This is a genomic window from Streptomyces sp. NPDC004752 (assembly GCF_053601275.1).
This window is the reverse complement of sequence record NZ_JBSGBN010000118.1, coordinates 1-21464: the sequence shown is the minus strand read 5'-3', so window position 1 is coordinate 21464 and position 21464 is coordinate 1. Positions and strand designations below refer to the sequence as shown.

The following is a 21464-nucleotide window of genomic DNA, read 5'->3' as shown; positions in this document are numbered from 1 at the left end:
GTGCGCGATGGGCAGGGACACCACGACGGCGCTGGCGCCGCACGAGATCGCACGGATACGCGGCGGGCGCCGCGCCGCCGTCACGGTCGCCGTGCTCGATCTGCATCTGCACGGCGCGGTCGACGCGGGGCGGGGCGGCACGATGCAGACATCGGGGCCGACCGACGGCCGGATCGCGGCGCCGCTCACCAAAGCGGTGCACGCCTCGCTGTACCGGCCCGCGGGCATGCGCCAGTTGCTGGACCGGCAGGGGGTGCGCACGGCCCTGGCCGAGCTGGGCCGCGATCTCACCGCCGCCGGCCTCCTGCGTGCCTTCCCGCCCGGCCGCACCCGCGCCGCGCGCCGTCTGCTGAAGGAGCTGCGCGAGACGCATCCCCTGCCGATCCGCAGGTCGGGTCTGTCGGCCGAGGCCAGGCTGCTGCTCGTCGCGGTGCACGGCGACGCGGCCCTGACCCTGCTGGCTCCCCGCTTCGCACGGGAGGCGGGCCTCGTCGGCCGTGGCGGCACCACGGAACGCGAGCTGCGCCAGTCCTGGGGTGGCGGCGGCGGGGGCTTCAGCTGCGGCACGGTGTGACCCCGGGGCAGACCCTCACATATGGCGGTGGCGGGCGGCTCAGCACATGCGATCCCGCCGGTCCCCGGGACCTGTGCGGGCTCGCGGCCGAGAGTCGCTGGGGTCCTTCATCTCCCCCTTGCGACCGGACAGGTGACGTGCTCTCATCAAAACCACTGCATTCGCCTGGGCCTTCAGGGGGAAGCCATGGCCGGACGCCGCCGCCTCAGAGAAGAAATACGTCAGGCCGAACGGATGGCCCGTGCCATCCCGGACGCACGACAGCGGGCAGCCGCCCTCACCGACCTCGCCGTCCAGGTGGCCATCGGACCGGGCGACATCGCCGAGGCCGAACGCATCGCGAACTCCGTCACCTACGAGGACCAGGTCGTACAGAACGGCCGGGACTTCTCGGTGCGCGTGCTGGCCGAGCAGTTGGTCGCCGTCAATGCCCGTGAAGCCGAGCGCATCGCGCTGACCATCAGGACAGATCACGAACGGGACGGGGCGTTCGCCAACATGGCGAGGACGCTGGCGACGACGGACAAGCGCACCGCCAAGCGCCTGATCGAGCACATCGGCTGGGCTTCCGTGAAGGAGAGCATGCTGCACGATCTCGCCAAGGGCCGCCTCTGAGCCGCCGCAACGAACGGGGGACGGATGAACGGGGGACGGATGGAAGAGCAGGCGGAACAGCATTACCGCGAAGCCGCCGAGGGCGGCGACCTGGACGCGATGATCCAGTTGCGGTGGCTGCTCCAGCGGGCTGCCGGAGGCGGCAGCGGACCTGGAGAGGCTGCTGCGGCGGCGGAAGTGAGGGTCGGCCGGTGGCGGGCTCTGCGCGCCATGCCACTCCGGTAGGGCGGCGGCGCGAAGGTGTACGGCGGTTCCCGCTTCACCGGCTTTCGACGTGCCCCCGTACTCGCGGTCGATCCGCGGCGAGGCGAGGACTCCCCTACGTCCCGTTCGGCGGTCCGCGTGGCACGCGCGGGTGTACCTGTCACCACCCCGTACTCGGGTCATACGCCCAGTGTGCCGACGGCCCGCGGTCCATAGCGTTGTGGGCGTGGCGCAGTGAGCGCCCGGGGATGGATGGAAAGGGACTGACGATGTCTCGTCGTACGAGCAGGTCCGAGCCCGCCCGGCGGAGCGCCGAGGCCCTGCGCCTGGTCGGGGTGCGCAAGGTCTACGGCACCGCGGAGGCGGCGGTGAACGCACTGGACGGGGTGAGCCTGAGCCTGCCGGCGGGGAGTTTCACCGCCGTCATGGGGCCGTCCGGCTCCGGCAAGTCCACCCTCCTGCAGTGCGCGGCCGGGCTCGACCGGCCGGACAGCGGGACGGTCATGGTGGACGGCGAGGAGATGACGGGCGGCAGCGAGGCGGCGCTGACGAAGTTCCGGCGCCGACGCATCGGCTTCGTCTTCCAGCAGTACAACCTTCTGCCCACGCTCACCGTGGCCCAGAACACGGTGCTGCCGCTCAGGCTGGCCGGGCGGCGCATCAACGGGGACCGGGCCCGGGAGATCCTCACCCAGGTCGGTCTCGGCGACCGTCTCGGCCACCTCCCGGACCAACTCTCCGGCGGTCAGCGCCAACGCGTCGCCATCGCCCGCGCGCTGGTCACCGAACCCAGCGTGGTCTTCGCGGACGAGCCGACCGGGGCGCTCGACACCCGCAGCGCCCGGGACGTGCTGCGGCTGCTGCAGGAGGCCGTGCGGCTGCACGGCCGGACCGTCGTCATGGTGACGCACGACCCGGTGGCCGCCTCGTACGCCGACTCCGTGCTGTTCCTCGCGGACGGCCGACTGGCCGGGCGGATGGCCGGGCCGACCGTGGACGCCGTCGCCGAGAAACTCGCACACCTCGGCGACCACGCGGGCGACGGCGTCGAACTGGAGGTGTGAGTCATGTTCTCCCTGGCCATGCGTTCCCTCGCGCACCGTCCCGGGCGCTTCGTCGCCACGCTGCTCGCCTCATTCCTGGGCGCCACGATCACCATGGCGTTCAACTCGATGCACGACACCGCGGGCGCGCCGGGTGTCGACGACGTCAGCGCCGAGTCGCTCGGCCTCACCGCGGGTGTGGTGGGCGGCTACGGCACTCTGCTGGTGTTCTTCGCCGTCGCGTCCACGCTGACCGTCAACGTACGGCAGCGCGGCGAGGAGATCGCCCTGCTGCGCAGCGCCGGCGCGACCCCCGCGCAGATCCGGTGGATGGTCGTGGGCGAGGCCGCCGTGGTCGCCCTGGTGGCGGTGCTGCTGGCCATCGTCCCCGGCATGTTCGGCGGACAGGCCCTGCTCGATGCCTTCCAGGACAGCGGACAGGTCGCGAAGGACGTGGACCATGTGTTCGGGCCCATCGCGCTGGCGGCGGGATTCGGCGTCACCTTGCCGGCCTCGATGGGGGCCGCCTTCCTCGCGGTGCGCCGAGCGACGCAGGCCGCGGCGGGAGATGCCCAACCCTCCGGCCGGGGACGGAAGTTCGCCGGATCGGCGGCGCTCGCCCTCGGCGCGGCGGCTGTGTGCGCCACGTTCACCTTCGAGGCGACGGACCCCGCGCTGATGGCGGCCCCGGCGTACGGCGCGATCCTGGTCGCCATCGGTTTCGCCGTCTTCGCGCCGACGTTGCTGCGGGCGGTTCTCGGCGGATCGAAGCGGCCACTGAGCGCGCTGTTCGGGGCGAGCGGTCATCTGGCTGTGCACAACATGCGGCAGCGAGCCGCACAGTTGTCCGGAATGCTGATGCCGCTGGTTCTGTTCACCGGCATAGCGACCGCGACGCTGTACATGCAGTCCATCGAGAACGACACGATCGCGGCCTCGCACCTCACCAGGTCCGTCGAGGACAAGAACCTGGAGACCCTCAACCTCACGGTGGTCGGCATCATCGTGGTCTTCTCGTGCCTGATGCTGATCAACAGCCTGTACGCCGCGACCTCGTACCGTCGCCGGGAGTTCGGCCAGCAGCGCCTGGCCGGGGCGACGCCGGGACAGGTGCTGGGCATGGTCGGCGTGGAGGCCCTGGTGCTCACGGTGTTCGGAGTGGTCTTCGGCACTGCGGCCGCCGTCGCCGGCATCCTGCCGTTCAGCTCGGTGCGCACCTCCGAGCTGCTGCCGGACCAGGGGCTGGGGATCTGGCTGGGCATCGTGGCGGTCGCCGCCGTGGCGACGCTGGCCACCAGTCTGGTGACGACCCGCCGGACGCTGCGCGCACCGGCCGTGCAGGCGGTGGCGGTGACCGCCTGACCCGACAGCGGACCGCGCACGGGAGAGGGCTGCCGCACACCGCGGGTGCCCTCTCCCGTGCCGTCCATGGGAGACGGTTCCTCTGGGCCGCAGCCGGGAGGCGATCGCGATCATCTCGCCTGCCTCGTCGATACGACCGTCCGCGACCGCCCGCCGGAACAGCTCCGTGATCATCCCCGGACCCTCACCCCCGGAGGTCTTGTGGGGCGCCGCCTCACCGAGCTGTGCGTCGATGTGCGCGGCGAGTTCCGCCGACGTCCGGTGGTCGAAGACCAGGGTCGCGGGGAGAGGGAGACCGGTCAGGGTGTTGAGGCGGTTGCGGAGTTCGACCGCGGTGAGGGAATCGAAGCCGAAGTCCTGGAAGGTGCGGTCGACGTCGATCGACTCCGCCGCCCCGTACCCCAGCACCTCGGCCACCTGGCCCCGTACCAACTCCTGTACCGCCGCGAGCCGTTCCGCAGCCGACAGCTCCGCGAGTCGCGCCACGGGGACGGCCGCCCCGCCCGGGACGCCGCCTCCGGCGGCGCTGCGGCGGGTCGCCGGCGGCAGGCCACCGTGGCGCAGCAGGTTCAGGTTGTCGATGCGGTCCGCCCCGGCCGCCATTGCGCCCACGGTCGACAGCGCCTTCGCGTCGGCGGCCGTCCCCTCCCCGTTCTTCGTGCCGAGCAGTTTCACCTTCTGGGCCACCAGGGCGGGCAGGCCGCACCGCTCGGCCGGCCGGGTCACCGGGACCGGCCCGGCCTGCGCGATCAGGCCGGGGGCGTCGAACGCGGCGAACAGTTCCGCGGGCCTGTGGTAGACGCGCCTGCCTCGACGCCTCCTTCAGCCTTCGTGGCACACGACCAGCTGAAACGACGTCCTCAAGGCTCGGCACGACAGCCGATGGCCACCCTGGCGTTGCAAAATATGCACTGCCCTGTTGCGTTCACCACATCATGGCCTGAAAGTGGCCGCCTGAGAGCTACAACATACTGCCGACATTTGCGCAGGAATCCCCACCGGCAGAAACGGTGAAGGCGTCGACCCCGGAACGAGCGGGGGCTTGGCCGGCCCGTCGGACCAACACAAGGACTCATCGTGATCCAGAAGGAAACCGCGTTCTACAGCGAGGGCAGCCGTCTCAAGGCCACCGTCTACCACCCCGACCACGTGCCGGAGGGCGGACAGCATCCGGCGCTGGTCATCAACTCCGGCTACCAGGGGTTCAACGAGTTCTACCCGAAGATGTTCGCCCAGCGGATGACCGAGCACGGGTTCATCTGCCTGGGCTTCGACTACCGGGGCATGGCGGACAGCGAGGGCGAGAAGGGGCGGGTCCTGATCGAGGAGCAGGCTCAGGACGTGCGCAACGCGGTGACGTTCATCCGCTCACAGGATGACGTGGACCCCCGGCGCGTCGGCCTGATCGGCTGGGGCATGGGTGCCGCGAACGTCGTCCTGGCCGCGGAGAAGGCCGGCGACGTCGCGGGCGTCGCCGCCCTCAACGGTTTCTACGACGGGGCGCGCTGGCTGAAGTCCATCCACACCTACGACGAGTTCCTCAAGATCGTCGACGAGGTGGCGGAGGACCGCGTGCAGCGAGTCCTCCAGGGCGAGTCCAGGCTCGCGGACACCTTCGCCCACTACCCGCTCGACCCGGCGACCGGTGACTACGTCGAGAAGGAGCTGTCGCAGGTCTACGGGTTCGGGCACCCGACCCGGCTGCAGTTCACGGAGTCCATCCTGGACCTGAAGGTGGAGAGCGTGGTGGCGAACCTGGCGCCGACGCCTCTGTTCATCGCCCATGGCGAGCAGAATTCGCTGCACCCGTATGCCGAGGCCGAGTCCCTGTACGCGGCCGCCCGTTCGCCCAAGACCCTCTACACGATCGACGGGCGGCACAACGACTTCATGTTCGTCGACCACCCGACGTTCGTGCTGCTGTGTGACCGTCTGCGGGAGTTCTTCGACCAGGCTTTCAGCGTCTCCGCCGCTCCCGTCCGGAGCGTCTCGGCCTGACAGCCGACAGCGTCTCGGCCTGACAGCCGGCAGGTGGTGCAGAAAATGCAACGCAGTGTTGCGTGCGACATCGCCCACCCTCTAGCTATTCATACCGCTACCAAGGACTCGGTATGGCTCTTGAGCAGAAACAGACTCCGGCAGCGCGGAGCGGCGCTTCGCGAGTGATGGCGATCCTGGACGCGCTCGCGTCGGCGGATCCCATCGCCTTCCCGGACGGGCTGAGTGTGGCCGATGTCGCCAGGGTGCTCGGGCGCGAGAAGTCCGTCGTGTCCCGGCAGCTCAAGAGCCTGCTGGAAACCGGCATGGTCGCCCGGCGTGATTCGGGGCGGTACGAACTGAGCTGGCGGCTGTTCGCACTGGCGGTCCGGGCGGGCGACCAGCGGCTGACCAAGATGGCGGCCCCGCTGCTGCTCAGGCTGACCGAAACCGTCCGGGAGCGCACCTATCTGAGCGTTCTCAGCGACGGCGAGGTGCTCACCGTCCTGTCGGAGGGCTCCCGTCGGTCGATCGAGGCGGTGAACTGGGTGGGCCGCACCATCCCGGTGCACCGCAGTTCCAGTGGTATGGCGCTGCTGATGGACTACGAGGACGAACACATCCTCGACATGGTCCGACGCAGCGTGAACAATGTCTCCGACCGCGAGGCACGTGAGTTCCTCGCCCAGGTGCGGGAGTCCCGCCGACGGGGCTACACGGTCGCGAACCGGATCTTCGACCCGGAGCTGCTGGGCATCGGGGCACCGGTGAGGGACTTCACCGGCCGGATCAAGGCCGCGGTGAACATTTCCGGTCCCGCATTCAGGATCGAGCCGCACATCCAGGCATTCGGCGGGCACCTGCTGTCGACGGTGCGGGCCTTGCAGGCTTCCTTCTGCTCCGACGTGCGCTCCGGCGCCGATCCGAGCGACTTCTGACAGCCGCCGAAGCGTACCGACAACCATTCCGAGCCCCGGAGAACCGGAGACCACCATGCGACATCTCGCTCATCCCCGTCCCCAGTCCGGCCTCGCCGACCCCCGGCAGCGGGTCCTGCACGCTCTCGTCGGCCGTGCGTGCGGAGGGTCGGCCACCCCATGAGCCTCGTCTCCTACATGGCCGACAACGCGAGCTACCTGGTGTTCCTGACCGAGCAGCACATCGAACTCGTCCTGATCAGCGTCGCGATATCAGCGGTCGTCGGGATCGGCCTGGCCCTGCTCACCCAGTCCGCCCCCGGGCTGCGTCAGGCTCTGCTGTCCCTGACGGGGTCCCTGCTGACCATCCCCTCGTTCGCCCTGTTCGCCCTCATGATCCCCATCCTGGGACTCGGGGTGGCCCCGACGATCGCCGCTCTGGCCGTGTACGGGGTCTTCCCGATCCTGCGCAACACGGTGACCGGCATAGAAGGGGTCGACCCGGCCGCCATCGAGGCGGCGCGCGGCCTCGGTATGGGCCCGTCACAGCGGATGCGTACCGTCGTTCTGCCGCTGGCCTGGCCGGTGATCCTCAACGGGATCCGGACGGCGACGATCATGCTGGTCGCGACCGCGGCCATCGGAGCCGTCGTACGTGGCCCCGGCCTGGGGCAGTTGATCTTCCGGGGGCTGGAACGCATCGGGGGAGCGAACGCGCTGGAGGAAGCCCTCTCCGGAGTGATCGGAGTGGTGGTCGTCGCTCTGGTCCTCGACCTGCTGTTCATCGTGATTGGCAAGATCACTGCTCTGCGAGGCGTGAATGTCTGACCGTCCCACCCCCAGCCCCGACGCCATGATCTTTCTGGACGAGGTCTCCAAGCGATACCCCAGCCAGGACAAGGCGGCCGTCTCCGAGCTGTCCATGGAGATCAAGCGGGGAGAGTTCGTCGTCCTGGTCGGCCCCTCTGGCTGCGGCAAGACCACCACCCTGCGGATGATCAACCGGCTCGTCGAGCCGACCCACGGGCGGATCTTCATCGACGGCAAGGACGTCACCCATGCCGACGTGGACGAACTTCGACGCGGCATCGGCTACGTCATCCAGCAGATCGGCCTGCTGCCCCATCTGACGATCGCGGACAACATCGCTCTCGTGCCCAAGATGCTCGGGGTGAAGAAGTCCGAGCGCCGCCAGCGGGCGAGGGACCTGCTGGAGATGGTCGGGCTCGATGCGACCGGCTACGCCGACCGCTACCCCCGGCAGCTGTCCGGTGGCCAGCAGCAGCGGGTCGGCGTGGCCCGCGCGCTGGCCGCGGATCCGCCGGTGATGCTGATGGACGAGCCCTTCGGCGCCGTGGACCCCATCGCGCGGGAGAAACTCCAGATGGAGTTCCTTCGGCTGCAGGAACGGATCCGCAAGACGATCGTGATGGTCACGCACGACATCGACGAGGCACTGCGCCTCGGCGACCGCATCGCCATCTTCGGCCCCGGCTCCCGCCTCGCCCAGTTCGACACCCCCCTGGAGATCCTCACCAACCCGGCCGACGACTTCGTACGCGACTTCGTCGGATCCGGCGCCCCGGTGCGACGGCTGTCGCTCCTGAAGGTCTCGGACGTCCTCGCCGGCGCCCCCGCCGACACACCCGGCACGGCGAACGCCATAACGATCGACGTCGGCGAAACCGTGCATCGGGCGCTCGAACTGGTGCTGGCCTCCCGGGCGGAAGGCATACAGGTCAGCGTTCCCGGGGAGGCCGACCGCTACCTCGACCTGCAGACCCTGCTCACCGCGGCCGCCCGGCCGGCGGAGGTCCTCTCATGAGTGCCGGGGCCGTCGAGGCCATCACGGGATCCGAGACCCGCCGTTCCCGGACCTGGGTGCTGCCGCTGGTCGTCCTCGTCCTGCTGGGAGCACTCTGGGCCTACGTCGGCTCCCTCCAGCTGGACTCCATCGAGACCCGCAGTCTGGCCCCCGATGTCGTCCTGACCGCCCTGTGGGAACACATCGAGCTCGTGATCGCCTCGACGCTGCTGACCATCGTCATCGGTGTTCCCCTGGGCGTGCTGCTGACCAGGCCCGGCATCAGCAGGGCGGGCGTGATCGTGCTCGCGGCGGCCAACGCCAGCCAGGCGGTGCCGTCCATCGGCATGCTGGTCGTGCTGGCCCTGGTCTTCGGCGTCGGCTTCTGGATGGCCGTGGTGGCGCTGGTGCTGTACGCGCTGCTTCCCGTGCTGCGCAACACCATGGTCGGGATCCGCCAGGTCGACCCCGCACTGATCGACGCGGGCCGCGGCATGGGGATGAGCGGCCGGGAGGTGCTGTTCACCATCGAGCTGCCCCTGGCGGTCCCGGTGATGCTGGCCGGCATCCGGGTGGCACTGATCCTCAACGTCGGCGTGGCCACCCTCGCCGCGTTCACCAACGCCGGCGGCCTCGGCTCGGTCATCTCCTCCGGCATCGCCCTCGACCGGACGCCCGTCCTCGTCGTCGGCAGCGCCCTCACGATGGCCCTGGCCCTGACCGTCGACTGGCTGGCCGGCCTGGCCGAGCGGGTCCTGCGCCCGCGCGGCATCTGAGACCGCCGCCCCGTCGTTCTCGTTCTGGTCCACCGAACACCATCACGCACCATCACTCACCATCAGGCACCACGAAAGGACTTCGGCATGCGCAGAAACATGGTGGCTGCGGCAAGTCTGCTCAGCCTTGCGCTCACCAGCGGCTGTGCTCTCGGCAGCAGCGGCGCCGGCGAAGGCGGCGGCACCGCGAAGAGCGGCCCCCTCAAGGGGGTCGGCGTGAACGTCGCGTCCAAGAACTTCACCGAGCAGCTGTTGCTGTGCGAGATCACCGCCGAGCGGCTGGAGTCACAGGGAGCGAAGGTCAAGCGCACCTGCGGCATGAGCGGGACCAACGCCGTCCGCGCGGCGCTGACCAGCGGCGACGTGGACATGTACTGGGAGTACACGGGGAGCGGCTGGCTGGCCCTGCAGCAGCAGGGAACCCTCAACGACCCGCAGGCCATGTACGAGAAGGTCAGCTCCCTGGACAAGGCCAAGAACGACGTGGTGTGGCTCCCGCCGGCCGCGGCGAACAACACGTATGCCGTCGCGGTGAAGACGGAGACGGCGAAGAAGCTGGGTGTCTCCACGCTCTCCGACTACGCCGGGCTCGCCGCGAAGAACGCGGGCAGCGCCGGCTTCTGCGGTGCCTCGGAGTTCTTCGGTCGTGACGACGGCTGGCCCGGGCTGCAGAAGGCGTACGGCTTCAGCCTCCCCAAGGGTGATGTGGCGGAGCTGGCCGAGGGCCCGATCTACAACGCTGTCGCCAAGGGCAACCCGTGCAACTTCGGTGAAGTCTTCGCCACCGACGGCCGGATCTCCGCCCTCGGGCTGACGGTCCTGAAGGACGACAAGAAGTTCTTCCCGCCCTACAACCTGTCCCTGAACGTCCGAGGCGCCGTCCTGAAGAAGTACCCGAAGATCGAGACGGTGATGGATCCGGTGAGCAAGCTGCTGACCACCGCCGAACTGCAGAAGCTCAACGCGGAGATCGACGTGGACGGCAAGAGGCCCGAGGAGGTCGCGAGCCAGTGGCTCAGCGCGAACAAGCTGAAGTGACAGCAAGCCCGGAGGAGCCGGCCACGCTTCGTGTGGGGCTCCTCCAGACCGATCCGGTCTTCGGCGCGGTCGAGGAGAACCTCGCCCGGATCGCCGAACTGCACAACACCCTCGGCCCGGTCGACCTCGCCCTCACCCCGGAACTCTCGGTCAACGGCTACGGATTCACTCCGCACCCGCGGTCGGACCTCTTCACCGGCGACGATCCCCGGCTCGCCGCCCTGGTGTCCGCGGGTGTCGGAGTGGGCTTCGCCGAGAAGAGCGCCTCCGGGCTGCCCTGGAACAGCTACCTGCTGGCGGATCCGGTGACCGGGACCCGGTACCTCCAGCGCAAGCTCCAGCCCGTTTCCTACGCGCCCTGGAACGAACACCTGTCGTTCCGGCCCGGTACGGAACTCAAGACCGCGGACTTCCACGCGGCCAGGATCGCCACGGCCATCTGCAACGACATGTGGCATCCCGTGATCCCCTGGCTTGCCGCGCAACGCGGTGCCGAAGTCCTGATCGTGCCCGTGGCCAGCATCGAAGGCCCCGACCCGGTGCGGATCCGCCGCACGTGGGAGGTGATCCTGGAACACGCCGCGGTGCTCCTGCAGTGCTACGTCGTCTTCGTCAACCGCTGCGGTACGGACGGCGGGGCCCGCTTCTGGGGCGGCTCCCGCGTGCTGGGCCCGGACGGTGGCGTCCTCGCCCACCTCGGGGACGAGCCGGGTGCCGCCTTCGCCGACGTCGACCTGACAGCCCTGCGCCGGCTGCGCGCGGACGTCCCCGTGCTCGCGGAAGGCCGGACCGAGTTCCTTGCCGGGGCCTTCGGAACCGGCCATGGCCCCAAAGGGGAGCAGCTCCGTGTTTGACGTACATGTCCATGCCGCCCCCGACGTCCTCGACCGGATCGGATACGACGACCAGATCGGGGCCGGTTACGCCGCGGCCGGGTACAGCGGTTTCGTCCTGAAGGCCCACCATGAATCCACCGTGGGCCGGGCCAGCGCCCTGAGCCGTTCCTCCGGGCTGGAGGTCGTGGGCGGAATCGCCCTCAACCGTGCCGTCGGCGGGATCAACCCGGCGGCCGTCTTCTCGGCCCTGTCCACGGGCGGGCGCATCGTGTGGTTCCCCACGGCGGACTCCCACACCCAGGAGAGCGCCCGGCTGCCACGGCTGGGAGACCTGGACGGGCGTCTGGACCGAGCCGTGCTGGCCGTCCCGCCGGTCCTGTCCCCGGACGACCCGGCCGCCAAGGACATCGCCTTCGTTCTCGACCTGATCGCCGAACACGACGCCGTGCTGTGCACGGGACATGTCAGCGGCGCGGAGTGCCGGTGGCTGCTGGACCAGGCCGAGGCCCGGGGCATCGGCAGGTTCCTGCTCACCCACCCCTCCTACACCGTCCCCGGCATGGCAGTGGACGAGATCGCGGAGCTCGCCGAGCGCGGCGCCCACGTCGAGATCACCGCCTACCAGCTCCTCCACCAGCCCGGGATGACCGCCGCCCGACTGGCCGCCGTCGCCCGGGCAGCGGGGTCACGTCTGGTCCTCGCCTCGGACGCGGGACAGCCCGACAGCCCACAACCTCCCGCGGCCCTCGAACAGCTCATCGCCGCGCTCGCCGCCGAGGGACTGGACCCCGGCCGACTTCGGGACGCCGCCGGCGACATCCCCAAGCGGCTTGTCCTCTCGTAACAGCCATCTCGTAACAGCCATCGAACAGAGACCCAAGCCGACCCCGGCACACCCGATGGCCCCCCTCTCAGGAGCAGCACGAATGGACGCGACCATGGCAGCCCATCCGAAGGCGGAGGCGTTCCTCGACGCCCTGCGCGGACGCCTCGGCGACCTCGCCGACGGCTCATCCGTGACCAGGGCGCTCTACTCGACGGACGCCTCGAACTACCGGATCGTCCCCCAGGCCGTGTTCACGCCCAGGTCGAAGACCGATGTGATCACGGCTGTCGGTATCGCCCGCGCCCATGCGGTTCCCGTCACCGTCAGGGGAGGAGGCACCTCCTGCGCCGGCAACGCCGTGGGCCCCGGCCTCGTGATCGACTTCTCCCGCCATATGAACCGCGTCCTGTCGATCGATTCCGATTCCGCCACGGCGGTGGTCGAACCCGGGGCCGTCCTGAGCACACTCCAGAACGCCGCCCTGCCCTCCGGGCTGCGCTTCGGCCCCGATCCCTCCACCGCCACGCGCTGCACGATCGGCGGGATGATCGGCAACAACGCCTGCGGTCCGCACGGCCTCTCCTACGGGCGCACGGCCGACAACGTGGTGTCCATGACGTGGCTGACCGGCGACGGCGACGTCATCACGGCCGGCTCGGGGACCGACGCCCTCACCGCGGTGCCCGGCCTGGACACCTTCGTCTCCCAGAACCTGGCCGTACTGCGCACCGAGTTCGGACGCTTCGGACGCCAGATATCCGGCTACTCCCTGGAACACCTGCTGCCCGAGAACGGACACAATCTCGCCGCCGCCCTGACCGGCACCGAAGGCAGCTGCGGCATCCTCCTCGAAGCCACCGTCAAACTCGTCCCCCGATCCCCCGCACCGGCCCTGGCCGTCCTCGGCTACCGCGACATGCCCACCGCCGCGGACGACGTCCCCAACCTGCTCCCCTTCCGCCCCCTCGCGCTGGAGGGCCTGGACGCCCAGCTCGTCGACGTCGTCCGCCGGGCCCATGGCAGCGACAGCGTCCCCGCCCTGCCCTCCGGCGGCGGCTGGCTGATCGCCGAAGTCGCCGGCGCCACCTCCGACGAGGCAGTCGAGGCCGCACGCGAACTCGTCGCCGCCTCCGCCTCACCCGACACCGTCGTCCTGCCCGCAGGCCCCGAGGCGACCCGGCTCTGGCAGATCCGCGCCGACGGCGCCGGCCTGGCCGGACGCACCGCCGACGGCAAACAGGCCTGGCCCGGCTGGGAGGACTCCGCCGTCCCCCCGGAACACCTCGGTGCCTACCTGCGCGGTCTCGAAGCCCTCATGGCCGACGAGAAAGTCTCCGGCCTCGCCTACGGCCACTTCGGCGACGGCTGCGTCCACGTCCGTATCGACTTCCCCCTCGACACCGACGGCACCCCGATGCGCAGATTCCTCGAACGCGCCGCAGCCCTCGCCGCCCACCATGGCGGCTCCCTCTCCGGCGAACACGGAGACGGCCGCGCCCGCTCCGAACTGCTGCCCACCATGTACAGCCCCGAAGCCCTGCGCGCGATGGAGACCTTCAAAGCCCTCCTGGACCCGGCAGACCTCATGAACCCCGGGGTCGTCGTCCGCCCGGCACCGCTGGACGCCGACCTCCGCCGCCCCCAAGCCAGCCGCCGGCACGCCACCGACGGCTTCGCCTTCGCCCACGACGGCGGGAACATCACCGACGCCGTCCACCGCTGCGTCGGGGTCGGCAAGTGCCGGGCCGACCTGCGCGACCAGGGCGGATTCATGTGCCCCTCCTACACCGCCACCCGCGACGAGAAGGACTCCACCCGAGGCCGCGCGCGAATCCTCCAGGAGATGCTCAACGGCGAAGTCGTCAACCGCAGTTGGCGCTCCCCCGAGGTCCACGACGCGCTCGACCTGTGCCTGAGCTGCAAGGCATGCGCGAACGACTGCCCCACCGGCATCGACATGGCCACGTTCAAGTCCGAGACCCTCCACCAGACGTACAAGGGACGCCTGCGCCCGCTCAGCCACTACACCCTCGGCCGGCTTCCCCAGTGGCTCAGGCTCGCCGCCCCGCTGGCCCCGCTCATCAACCTCGCCGGCCGTATCCCACTGCTGCGCAGAGCCATGACGACGATGATGGGAGCCGACCCGCGCCGCTCGCTGCCGACACTGCCCGGGACACCGTTCCGCCGGCGCAAGCAGCGTAGGGCCGCCGCACAGCAGACAGGCGGACCCAAGGTCCTGCTCTGGGTCGACTCCTTCTCGGACGCCATCAACCCGGACATCCCCCAGGACGCCCTCGACGTCCTCCAGGCCGCCGACTGCGATGTCGAGATCGCCGGCCCCGGGGCCTGCTGCGGGCTGACCCTGATCTCCACCGGCCAGCTCACCGCCGCCAAAGCCAAGCTCCGCAAGACCCTCGACGTCCTCATCCCGCACGTCAGGAACGGACGGACGGTCGTCGGCATCGAGCCCAGCTGCATCGCGACGCTCCGCTCGGACCTCGTGGAACTCCTCCCCGACGACCCCCGCGCCACCGAGCTCTCCCACTCGGTCAAGACCATCGCCGAGTTCATCACCTCCATCGACTGGACCCCGCCGCGAGCAGCCGAGAAGCTCCTCGTCCAGCCGCACTGCCACCATTACTCGGTCATGGGCTACGACGCGGACCGGGCGCTCCTGAAGGCCATGGACTGTGACATCGAGATCTCCGCAGGCTGTTGTGGTCTCGCCGGGAACTTCGGCATGGAAAAGGGCCACTACGAAGTCTCGGAGAAGATCGCACAGGACGGCATCCTCGCCAAGGCATCCGCCGACCCCGACCGGCGGATCCTTGCCGACGGGTTCTCCTGCCGCACCCAAGTACGCGACCTCGCCGACCTCGACAGCCGCCACCTCGTACAGATCATCGCCGAGGCCCTCCGGGACTCGACGCCCACGCGGAGCCAGCCGTAGGGATACCGAGGAGTGCCGCGCTGCGGTGGCGTCCGCCGCCCACCTGGTGCTGACACCCCTGGTGCCGGGCCGTGCTCCTGCTGCCTGGCCCTCTCAGTTGACGCCCCGGTCGCGGTTCGTCCAGTACGGCTCCCGCAACTTGAACTTCTGGATCTTTCCCGTCGCCGTCCGCGGGATCGCGTCCCGGAACTCGACCGAGGTGGGGGCCTTGTACCCGGCCATGCGCTGCTTGCAGTACGCGATGATCTCCGTCTCGGACACTTCGGCGCCCTCGGCCGGTACCACCAACGCCTTGATCGTCTCGCCCCACTTCGCATCCGGCACCCCGATGACCGCCACCTCCGCCACCGCCGGATGGCTGAAGATCGTGTCCTCCACCTCGATGGAGGAGACGTTCTCACCCCCGGTGATGATCACGTCCTTCCTCCGGTCGGAGATCGTCAGATGCCCGTCCGCCTCGTCGATCGACCCGCCGTCCCCGGTGTGGAACCAGCCGCCCTCCAGCACCGCCGCCGTCTCCTCCGGCTTCTCCCAGTAGCCGTCCAGGACCACGTTCGACCGCGCCAGCACCTCGCCCGAATCCGCGACTTGAAGTTTCACCCCCAGCGCCGGCAGCCCGGCCCGTGACAGCTTCCGCGCCCGCTCCCGCGCCGGCAGCCCATCGTCCTGTGGCCGCGTCCGGTTGAACGTCAGCACCGGCGAGGTCTCCGTCAGTCCGTAGATCTGTGTGAACTCCCACCCCAGCTCCTCCTCCACCCGCTGGATCATCCGGCTGGGCGGCGGCGCCCCCGCACACACGATCCGCACCCGGTCCCGCCCCGGGACCTCCCCCGCCCAGCCCGCCGCCGCGTCCAGCACCGCGTTCCACACCGTCGGCGCACCGCACATCAACGTCACCCCGTGCTCATCCACCCGCCGCAGGATCTCCGCCCCGTCCACCTTCCGCAGCACCACCTGCTGCACGCCGAGCCCGGCCATCACGTACGGCATGCCCCAGCCGTTGCAGTGGAACATCGGCAGCGTGTGCATATACACGTCCCGTTCCCACGCCCGGGTGTGCAGCCCGAAGGTCAGCCCGTTCACCCAGATGTTGCGGTGCGTGAGCTGAACGCCCTTGGGGCGTGCGGTCGTTCCGGAGGTGTAGTTGATCGTCGCGGTGGCATCCTCGTCCGGGTCCGACCAAGGGCGCGGCTGCACGCCGAACCGCATCAGCTCGTTCTCCGTCTGCTCCCCCAGCACGAACCGGTGGCCCGTCCTGATGTCCGCCACCGTGTCCTGGACCTCGGGATCGGCCAGCAGCACCGAGGCACCGCTCTGCCGCACCACGTACTCGATCTCCTCCGCCTTCAGGCGGAAATTGACCGGTACACAGATCCGCCCGCTCATCGGCACCGCGAACAACAGCTCCAGGAGACGGGCCGAGTTGTGGCTGACCACCGCCACCCGCTCGCCCTCCCCCACACCCAGCGCGTCCAGCCCCGCCTGCCAGGCCCGGACGCGCTCGCCCAGCCGCCCGTACGTCGAGACCGGCACCGGCGCCGCGGGCTGGTTCGGCTCGTCGATCACACCGGGACTGGCGGCGAAGCCCAGCTCCGCCCGGTCCAGGAAGTCCGAAATCGTCATCGGAACCCGCATCGCTCTGGTCCACTCCTCTCAATGAAGCGTGCCGTCACGAACACGCCACGATCCGCCTTCGAACAAGCAGTGCTGTTTTTTCTCGGGTTTCTGCGGTTGCTCCCCTGTGGGGAACATCGCGCCGGTGTCCGGCACCGGCCCGACCGACCCTCCGGCTCACTCCCCTCGGTGCCGGACCATTGCCCGGCGGCTCTGGCATCGTGCACTCCGTGATGCAGGTCTCACTACCCCCGAACCGGGGTGTGGATCGCACGAGAGCCGCGATGAAGGGGCGAACAGGTGGCAGCAGACGTCGCGGGGGCGGTGAAGATCAGCGGTGCCCTGGCCCGGCTGCGGCACGCCACGGGGCTGCCGGTCGCCTTCGGCGGGCTGGAGGAGGCCGGCCGGCCGAGGGCACGCATCAGCGAGCTGGACGTCCTCGCCCGGGTGGCCGCGGGCGCGACCAACACGACGACGGACTCTGAGCCAGTCAGAGACGCACATCTCCGCTCGGCGAAGCGCAAGTTGGGCGCCCACACGTGCGGCGAGGCGGTGGCCACGACCCGCCGAGCCGGGCTGCTGCCGTAGGGCCTGTCGGCACATTCCCTCCCCCAGCTACCGCTGGGAGGTGCCCCCATGCACGCTCCCCCGAGCTCTTCGAGCAGGGGGCACCCCCACTCGCCGCACCAGGCGAAAGCCCAAGTACGTCCAGTACGAGGACTTCCACCCGGCACGCCGAGAGCACGCTCCCCCAAGCTCTCGGCTCCGCTCGATCAGGGGGGGGACCCCCACGACGCCGCAGGGCCGCCCTTCGGGCGACGACGGGAATGTGACGACAGGCCCAACCCGGAGTCCGTCCGCCTCCGTCCGGCCACGCGGACGGGGCTCTGCGTTTCCCTGCGCGTAGGGGCTGTTATCCCCCTCACCACTCCTTCCGTCCGAATTCCAATGATCATTGCCTAGAATTTGGCCCGGACACGACTCACGAGGGGAGCGGCGACCGTGCGACGGGACTTCCAGGAGCCTGCGAGATGCCGCCCCGACCCGGTCTTCGGCCGGGACGAACCGCTCGCCGTAGCCCGCGACCAGCTCTCCTCGGGCGGCAGCGTCCTGCTGCACGGCCCCGCCGGAATAGGGAAATCGACCGTCCTGCGGGCCTTGGCGGCCGAATACGCGACCACCGCCCGCACCGTGTTGCGCTGCTCCGCCACCGAGTCCGAATCCCATCTGCCCTTCCTCGCGCTCGCCGACCTGTTCGGACTGGTCCTCGACCAAATCTCCGGACGGCTCCCCGCGGCTCAGCGCACCGCTCTGGAGTCGGCGCTCACCGGCCGCGGCGAGTCCACCCTCCAGCGCGACGGCCTGGCCCTGCGCCTCGCGGTGCTGTCCGCGCTGCGCGCCCTCGCCGCCGAGGGCAGCGTCCTGATCGTCGCCGACGACCTGCAGTGGCTCGATCCGGCCAGCGCCGAACTGCTCGGCTTCGCCGCCCGCCGACTCGGCGGCACCCCGGTGCAACTGCTGTGCGCACTGCGCACCGACGGGCAGGAGTACGACGGCTATCTACGCGCGTCTGCGCCGGACACCGTCGCCGTACGCCTCGGCCCGCTCTCCCGCACCCAGGTGACCACGCTGCTCGACCACCGCGGCCACCACCTGTCCCGCTCCACGGTCCGCGAGATACACCGCACCAGCGGCGGCAACCCGCTGTTCGCCCTGGAACTGGGCCGCGCCCTGGCCGAGAGCCCCACCCCGCCGCGGCCCGGCGAACCGCTGCCGGTGCCCACCTCGCTGCGCGCCCTGGTGCTCAACCGCCTCGACATGCTGTCGGTCGAGGCCCGCCGCACCCTGCTGGTGGCGAGCGCCGGCGCCCGCCCCACGCCCGCCCTGCTGCTCGCGGCCGGCCGCGACAACGTCGAGGCGGAATGCGCCCAGGCCGCCGAACTCGGCCTGCTGGCCACCGACTTCGACGGTCTCTCCGGGCCCGCCATCCGGTTCGCGCACCCGCTCATCTCGGCCGCGCTGTACGCGGAGGCGCCCGCGCCCGACCGGCGGGCCGCGCACGCCGCGCTGTCCACCGCGGCCGGCGACCCGATCGAGCGGGCCCGCCACCTCGCCCTGGCCACCACCGGCACCGACCCGGAGGTCGCCGACCGGCTCGCCGAGGCCGCCGCGCAGGCCCGGGACCGCGGCGCTCCCTCCGTGGCGGCGCAACTCGGCCTGCTCGCCGCCCGGCACACCCCCGCCGACCCCGTGCCGGGACCGGAGGAACGCCGACTGCAGGCCGCCGAGGACGCGATCACCGCGGGCGAGGTCGACCTCGCCCGGGACATCGCCCACGAGGTGCTGGCCCGGACCACCGTGCCCGCCGACCGGGTACGGGCCTGGATCATCGTGATCGACACGGCCGGCCACACCATGACCGAGGTCGACTCGGTCTTCCCGCAGGCCCTCGCCGACGCCGGGGACGACCCGCGGCTGCTCGCCCTGGTCCACTACCAACTGGCCTGGCGCGGACTGATCGTGGAGGGCGACTTCACCGAGGCCCGGGAGGCGGCCGCGCACGCGGCGGAGCTGGCCGCCCGCGGCGGCGACCGGCGCACCGAACTCCTCGCCCTTGCCCTCCAGGCCCAGGTCGAGACCCTGATGGGCCACTCGAACGCGCCCGCCACCATCAAACGCGCCCTGAAGGAGCCCCAGGACCCCGCGGTGGCCTGCCACCACAACGGCGCGGGCAGCGCCCGGTTCCGCTGGCTGGTCATGAGCGACCGGCTGGCCGAGGCGCGGACGACCGTCACCGCGCTGCTGCGCGAGGTCCGGCGGCGCGGATCGGTGGAGAGCGAGGTGCACTTCCTGCGCGGACTCGCCGAGACCGAACTGCGCTCCGGGCACTGCGGCCGGGCCCTCGACATGGCCCGCGAGGGTCTCCGACTGGCCCGGGACTCCGGGATCGGCGAGACCGCCTCCGCGATGCTCACCTCGCTCGCCGAGGCGTCCGGCGGGGACGTGGACCGGGCGCTCGCGCTCGCCCGGGAGGCGGTGGAGCACGCCCGTGGCGACGGCGACCAGATGTATCTGTCCCGGGCCCTGGGCGCCCTCGGGTACGCCCAGTTGGTGGCCGGGGACCCGGCGGGCACGGTCCGCTCGCTGCGCCAGGTACGCGAACTGGAGGAAGGGCTCGGCATCACCGACCCGGCGCGCGGCCGCTGGCACGGCGACCTCGCCGAGGCGCTCGTCCGGATCGGCGAACCGGACGAGGCGCAGGACGTCATCGGCGTCACCCGGGAGCATGCGCTGCGGCTCGGCCGGGAAAGCGTCCTGGCCGTCCTGGACCGGGCCGAGGCCCTGGTGCGCGCCGCCCGCGGCGACCGGGAGGCCGCCGTCTCCCAGCTGACGTCCGCTCAGGACCGGCTCGCCAAGCTGGGCTACGGTCTGGAGGAGGCGCGGGCCGCCTTCGCGCTGGCCGCGCTGCGCGCCCGGCGGCCGGGCCCGGGTGCCCCGGACACGGCCCGCGGACGGGCGCCGTCGTACGACGAGGCCACCCGGCTCTTCCGCCGGTGCCGTGCGCTGCCCTGGCTGCGCCGGGTGGACGAGGCCCTGACCGCGCCCGATCCGCAGCCGCCCGCCGCCCCGGCCGCGCTCGACGGGCTCGACGGGCTGGCCCCGACGGAACGTCAGGTGGCCGGTCTCGTCATGGAGGGCGCGACCAACCGGGAGATCGCCGCACGCCTGTTCATCAGCGTCAAGACGGTCGAGGCGACCCTCACCCGGGTGTACCGCAAACTCGGGATCCGATCGCGGGTGGATATCGTCCGACTGGCGGCGGGCCGCCGCACAAAGTGAGTGCGCCGCCGGTTAACTGAGCCGGACCGAGGGTTTTCCCTGCCCTGTTTCCCCTAGGGGGTTCCCTCATTGGGAGTCGTGGGTCCGGGTCCTAGCGTAAGGGCGTGCCGCTCGCTCGGGCACATGAGGGTCTCTTCCGCGGCCCTCATGCCCCCCACCCCGCGCGCCCCCACCGGCAACCCCCACTGAGGAGACTCATGTTCGGGCTCAACCGCGCCAGAAAGACCGCCGCCGTCTTCGTGGCCACCGCGGCCGCCGCCGCGACCGCGCTGCTCGCCGCCCCCACGGCACTCGCGGCGCCGCAGCCCATCGTCGGCGGGACGACGACCACGACGACCGAGTACCCGTTCATGATGCAGATCACGGACGCCTCGCAGAACCAGTTCTGCGGCGGCACCCTGGTGTCCGCCACCAAGGTGGTCACCGCGGCGCACTGTATGGTCGGCGAGACCACCGACAGTGTGCGCGTGGTGGGCGGCCGGACCTACCTCAACGGCACCGACGGCACGGTCAGCGAGGTCAGCAAGATCTGGATCAACCCGGACTACACCGACGCCAACAAGGGCGACGACGTGGCCGTGCTGACCCTGTCGACGTCCATGCCGTACACCACGGCGTCGTACGTCTCCTCCGCCCAGACGGATGTGTACGCCACCGGTACCACGGCCCGCGTCCTCGGCTGGGGCACCACCTCGGAGAGCGGCGGCTCCTCCAGCCAACTGCGGACCGCGACCGTGCCGGTCATGGCCGACTCCAGTTGCCAGACCTCGTACGGTTCGGACTTCGTCCAGACCGACATGGTCTGCGCCGGATACCCCTCCGGCGGCGTGGACACCTGCCAGGGCGACAGCGGCGGTCCCCTGCTCATCGGGGGCGTCCTGGCAGGGATCACTTCCTGGGGCGAGGGCTGCGCCCGCGCCGGTTACCCGGGTGTCTACACCCGGCTGACCACCTTCTCCGACCTGGTGACCGCGCAGATCGACGCGTAGTCAGGCGGAGCGCCCGCACCGGGCATCGAACTCCTGAGTACCCCTCAGGTAGAGCCAGGGGGGCGGGGGGGGGGGCGCCCCGAGCCCCCCCGCGCCCCC

General features: G+C 70.7%; 17 protein-coding genes and 2 pseudogenes. 17 read left to right on the top strand and 2 right to left on the bottom strand.

Annotated elements, in window-relative coordinates:
- Positions 1 to 7 precede the first annotated feature (7 nt).
- From ACWEKM_RS35460 to ACWEKM_RS35440, 5 genes are all read left to right on the top strand, one after another.
- On the top strand, positions 8 to 574 hold the full coding sequence (locus ACWEKM_RS35460) for a TIGR04222 domain-containing membrane protein (protein ID WP_451625382.1): 567 nt from the start codon (positions 8 to 10) through the stop codon (positions 572 to 574).
- Between the two features lie 186 nt (positions 575 to 760).
- Complete coding sequence (locus ACWEKM_RS35455) at positions 761 to 1189, top strand: hypothetical protein (protein ID WP_451625381.1); 429 nt, start codon at positions 761 to 763, stop codon at positions 1187 to 1189.
- A 39-nt stretch (positions 1190 to 1228) separates the two neighbouring features.
- The gene (locus ACWEKM_RS35450) at positions 1229 to 1414 is read left to right on the top strand and encodes a hypothetical protein (protein WP_451625380.1); all 186 of its coding nucleotides are present in this window, start codon (positions 1229 to 1231) and stop codon (positions 1412 to 1414) included.
- Positions 1415 to 1662: 248 nt separating this feature from the next.
- Entirely contained in the window at positions 1663 to 2457 is a 795-nt protein-coding gene (locus tag ACWEKM_RS35445; protein WP_451625379.1) for an ABC transporter ATP-binding protein, read from the top strand.
- A 3-nt stretch (positions 2458 to 2460) separates the two neighbouring features.
- Entirely contained in the window at positions 2461 to 3798 is a 1338-nt protein-coding gene (locus tag ACWEKM_RS35440; protein ID WP_451625378.1) for an FtsX-like permease family protein, read from the top strand.
- A gap of 291 nt (positions 3799 to 4089) precedes the next feature.
- On the opposite strand, the pseudogene ACWEKM_RS35435 reads toward ACWEKM_RS35440, so the two are convergent.
- Positions 4090 to 4401 (bottom strand): annotated as a pseudogene (locus ACWEKM_RS35435) (acyl carrier protein); the annotation flags it as partial.
- 474 nt (positions 4402 to 4875) lie between these two features.
- Between ACWEKM_RS35435 and ACWEKM_RS35430 the strand changes: the two are divergent.
- From ACWEKM_RS35430 to ACWEKM_RS35390, 9 genes are all read left to right on the top strand, one after another.
- A complete protein-coding gene (locus ACWEKM_RS35430; protein ID WP_451625377.1) occupies positions 4876 to 5796 on the top strand; it encodes an alpha/beta hydrolase in 921 nt (306 codons plus the stop codon).
- Between the two features lie 113 nt (positions 5797 to 5909).
- A complete protein-coding gene (locus ACWEKM_RS35425; protein WP_451625376.1) occupies positions 5910 to 6713 on the top strand; it encodes an IclR family transcriptional regulator in 804 nt (267 codons plus the stop codon).
- Between the two features lie 159 nt (positions 6714 to 6872).
- Positions 6873 to 7520 carry an ABC transporter permease gene (locus ACWEKM_RS35420; protein ID WP_451625375.1) on the top strand — a complete coding sequence of 216 codons (648 nt, stop codon included), beginning with the start codon at positions 6873 to 6875 and terminating at the stop codon, positions 7518 to 7520.
- Positions 7521 to 7545: 25 nt separating this feature from the next.
- A complete protein-coding gene (locus tag ACWEKM_RS35415; protein ID WP_451625393.1) occupies positions 7546 to 8517 on the top strand; it encodes an ABC transporter ATP-binding protein in 972 nt (323 codons plus the stop codon).
- Positions 8514 to 9272 carry an ABC transporter permease gene (locus ACWEKM_RS35410; protein WP_451625374.1) on the top strand — a complete coding sequence of 253 codons (759 nt, stop codon included), beginning with the start codon at positions 8514 to 8516 and terminating at the stop codon, positions 9270 to 9272. The genes ACWEKM_RS35415 and ACWEKM_RS35410 overlap by 4 nt, the downstream gene beginning before the upstream one ends.
- A gap of 87 nt (positions 9273 to 9359) precedes the next feature.
- A complete protein-coding gene (locus ACWEKM_RS35405; protein ID WP_451625373.1) occupies positions 9360 to 10310 on the top strand; it encodes a glycine betaine ABC transporter substrate-binding protein in 951 nt (316 codons plus the stop codon).
- A complete protein-coding gene (locus tag ACWEKM_RS35400; RefSeq protein WP_451625372.1) occupies positions 10307 to 11164 on the top strand; it encodes a carbon-nitrogen hydrolase family protein in 858 nt (285 codons plus the stop codon). Before ACWEKM_RS35405 ends, ACWEKM_RS35400 begins: the two co-directional genes overlap by 4 nt.
- On the top strand, positions 11157 to 11990 hold the full coding sequence (locus ACWEKM_RS35395; protein WP_451625371.1) for a DUF6282 family protein: 834 nt from the start codon (positions 11157 to 11159) through the stop codon (positions 11988 to 11990). Before ACWEKM_RS35400 ends, ACWEKM_RS35395 begins: the two co-directional genes overlap by 8 nt.
- 82 nt (positions 11991 to 12072) lie before the next feature.
- Entirely contained in the window at positions 12073 to 14922 is a 2850-nt protein-coding gene (locus ACWEKM_RS35390; RefSeq protein WP_451625370.1) for an FAD-binding and (Fe-S)-binding domain-containing protein, read from the top strand.
- A gap of 93 nt (positions 14923 to 15015) precedes the next feature.
- Here ACWEKM_RS35390 and ACWEKM_RS35385 read toward each other — a convergent pair whose 3' ends face one another.
- Positions 15016 to 16557, bottom strand: coding sequence for an AMP-binding protein (locus ACWEKM_RS35385; RefSeq protein ID WP_451625369.1), 1542 nt, complete (start codon positions 16555 to 16557; stop codon positions 15016 to 15018).
- 279 nt (positions 16558 to 16836) lie between these two features.
- Here ACWEKM_RS35385 and ACWEKM_RS35380 point away from each other — a divergent pair.
- From ACWEKM_RS35380 to ACWEKM_RS35370, 3 genes and pseudogenes are all read left to right on the top strand, one after another.
- Positions 16837 to 16968, top strand: a pseudogene (locus ACWEKM_RS35380) (helix-turn-helix transcriptional regulator); the annotation flags it as partial.
- A gap of 570 nt (positions 16969 to 17538) precedes the next feature.
- The gene (locus tag ACWEKM_RS35375; protein ID WP_451625368.1) at positions 17539 to 20376 is read left to right on the top strand and encodes an ATP-binding protein; all 2838 of its coding nucleotides are present in this window, start codon (positions 17539 to 17541) and stop codon (positions 20374 to 20376) included.
- Positions 20377 to 20573: 197 nt separating this feature from the next.
- Positions 20574 to 21365 carry a S1 family peptidase gene (locus ACWEKM_RS35370; protein ID WP_451625367.1) on the top strand — a complete coding sequence of 264 codons (792 nt, stop codon included), beginning with the start codon at positions 20574 to 20576 and terminating at the stop codon, positions 21363 to 21365.
- The last annotated feature ends 99 nt before the right edge of the window (positions 21366 to 21464 follow it).